Annotated in this window: 2 protein-coding genes and 1 pseudogene; all 3 read left to right on the forward strand. The window is 59.1% G+C overall.

The genetic code is table 11. The features are described from left to right. Positions 1 to 192 precede the first annotated feature (192 nt). Entirely contained in the window at positions 193 to 447 is a 255-nt protein-coding gene (locus tag AC1DEY_RS23005; protein WP_476870018.1) for a hypothetical protein, read from the forward strand. 46 nt (positions 448 to 493) lie between these two features. Beyond that, positions 494 to 1,363 (forward strand): MBL fold metallo-hydrolase, encoded by an 870-nt coding sequence (locus AC1DEY_RS23010; protein WP_476870019.1) that lies wholly within the window; start codon positions 494 to 496, stop codon positions 1,361 to 1,363. 596 nt (positions 1,364 to 1,959) lie between these two features. Next, positions 1,960 to 2,140 (forward strand): annotated as a pseudogene (locus tag AC1DEY_RS23015) (IS1380 family transposase); the annotation flags it as partial.

Consider the following 2,140-nt stretch of genomic DNA (forward strand, 5'->3'; position numbering starts at 1 on the left):
GTTGGATAGAAACCGCTGCGGGCCGTTGCGACCTCGTGCGGGGACAGGGAAGAACCAGGCACTTCCCTGTCTCCGCGGGGAGTAGCGGCCTTGGACTCGTCGGCGTCGCWACTGCGCTGCCGCCGGGGACCTGAGACATCGAGGCGACAGCCAGCCTCGGTTCTTCCCGGGCAAACAGAAGGGACCAAGCACATGTTCGAGACCGGAAGCTACCCGGCAACTCTCAAGAKCGACAGCCGGACCGCGCTAGAGGGCGAGCTCGACCGCATTGTCAACGAGGCCGTTCAGCATGCTGTCGCCAGGCCGGGACACGGGATTCTCGTGACGCGCCATGCGTTCGGGACCTTCACCGTCGAGCTGAGCAATGAGGTGCCTCAAGGCACCATCGCCGAGCTCGATATGACCAGCCGGCTGAGGAACGACATCGTCACGAGCGGACAAACCTGAAGCCGCGGCAGCCTTTCGCGACAGTCCAGCAGCAAAAGGGAGAAAAATGATCACCCAGCAACCTCAAAGCAATGACGAGAGCTTGAAGTATGCCGTTCTCGTCGACCGTCGCCCCTCTCTTACCCGAGACCTCCCGTATGGGCCTGCCGATCTTCAGTGGGTAACCAATACGTCAACCCTGCTCTACGGCTCACGTGACGCGATCTTGATCGATACCTTCACGACGACGGCGCAAAACGAAAGGCTGGTCGAGTGGGTTGCCTCTTTCGACCGCAACTTGGTTCGAATTTACTCCACCCATGGGCATGGGGACCACTTCTTCGGCATCGGCCAGCTGCTCCACCGGTTCAAGGAAGCCACTGCCGTCGCAACCTCCGGAACCGTCCGGCAGGCTAAGAAGCACGCCTCGCCCGAGATGCTGACGGCGTTCTGGGGCATGCTGTTCCCCGGTGAGATCCCGTCTCCGCTGCAAGTGCCCACTGTCATCGATTCGCCGGTCCTGGAACTTCATGGCCATGAACTCCAAATCATTCCAACGGGCTTCACGGACACCGAAGACACCACTGCCGTCTGGGTACCTAGTTTGAGTTTGCTCGTCGCCGGCGATGTTGTTTACAATCACACGCACCCGTACCTCGCGGAGACCACCCCCTTATCGCGGGACAATTGGCGATCTGCCCTTGAGCAACTGTCCAGACTCGACGCCAGGGCTGTGGTGGCAGGGCATAAACACAGCGACTACCCGGATGATCCGACCGATATCGCAGAAACATTGTCCTACCTTGAAGATTTCGACGTGTTGCGCGAAGCCACCACAACCTGCGCGGAGCTATATGCCGCCCTCCTCGACAAGCATCCAAACCGCGCTAATCCTGGGTCCGCGTGGGCGGCAGCAAAGGCCGCTCACGCCGCCTAACGCGTCACCTGGCTGTCTCTAACTGACGCCCGGAATCTGAACCATGAAGCAACGGGCAGTCAAAGCTGAAAAATCCTGCGTCCTGCTCGTCACCCGCAATCATTACGCCAAATTCACCCGTCGCCCTATCTCCGACTGTGCCGTACGGGCAGACGCATGAACTAGACCTAGCGCTGGTTGCCTGGACAACAACCGGCAATTAGCACCCTGAGAAGAAGACAGACAAAAATTCTTATGAGCCCTCCTGAGAAGAATCAGTTCAAGGACTGTTCCGGTCCCGAGCAGCCACTGACAGCCGAGGGTGGGAATAGTGGTTAATGCCAGGAAGCCGGTGTTTACTGTCCCTAGTGGGAAACCAGTGAACGTGATTGCCACAATGGCGGATTTCCGCTTTTCAGGTGCGAACTCGGCCACGAGCGTGATGACCAGGGGCATAACCGCTCCCAGGAAGAGGCACGCCACCACCCGGAAGATTCCTAACCCGGCGATTTCATGAGGTTGGCCGTCTCGTGTTAAACGACGAAAGGTGCTTCTGAGGCTGGGAAAATAGTGTTGTTGACGCACTAACCACCCTGGCAGAAAGAAGCACCTTTCTGATGTCCAAGAATACCGGAGTTTTTCACTCTGTTCCCGTTGCGCTCACCGGCCAGTCGCTGGTCTCCCACGCAGGCCTGAACGTGCTGACGTCTTTCGTTGATGCACTCGGATTCCGGGGCTTGTGCGAGGACCGGCTGGGCCAGTTCGTCCCTTCCGGGGCAAGGCACCGGCCCGGCAGGC

The organism is Arthrobacter sp. 05T47 (genome assembly GCF_056395825.1).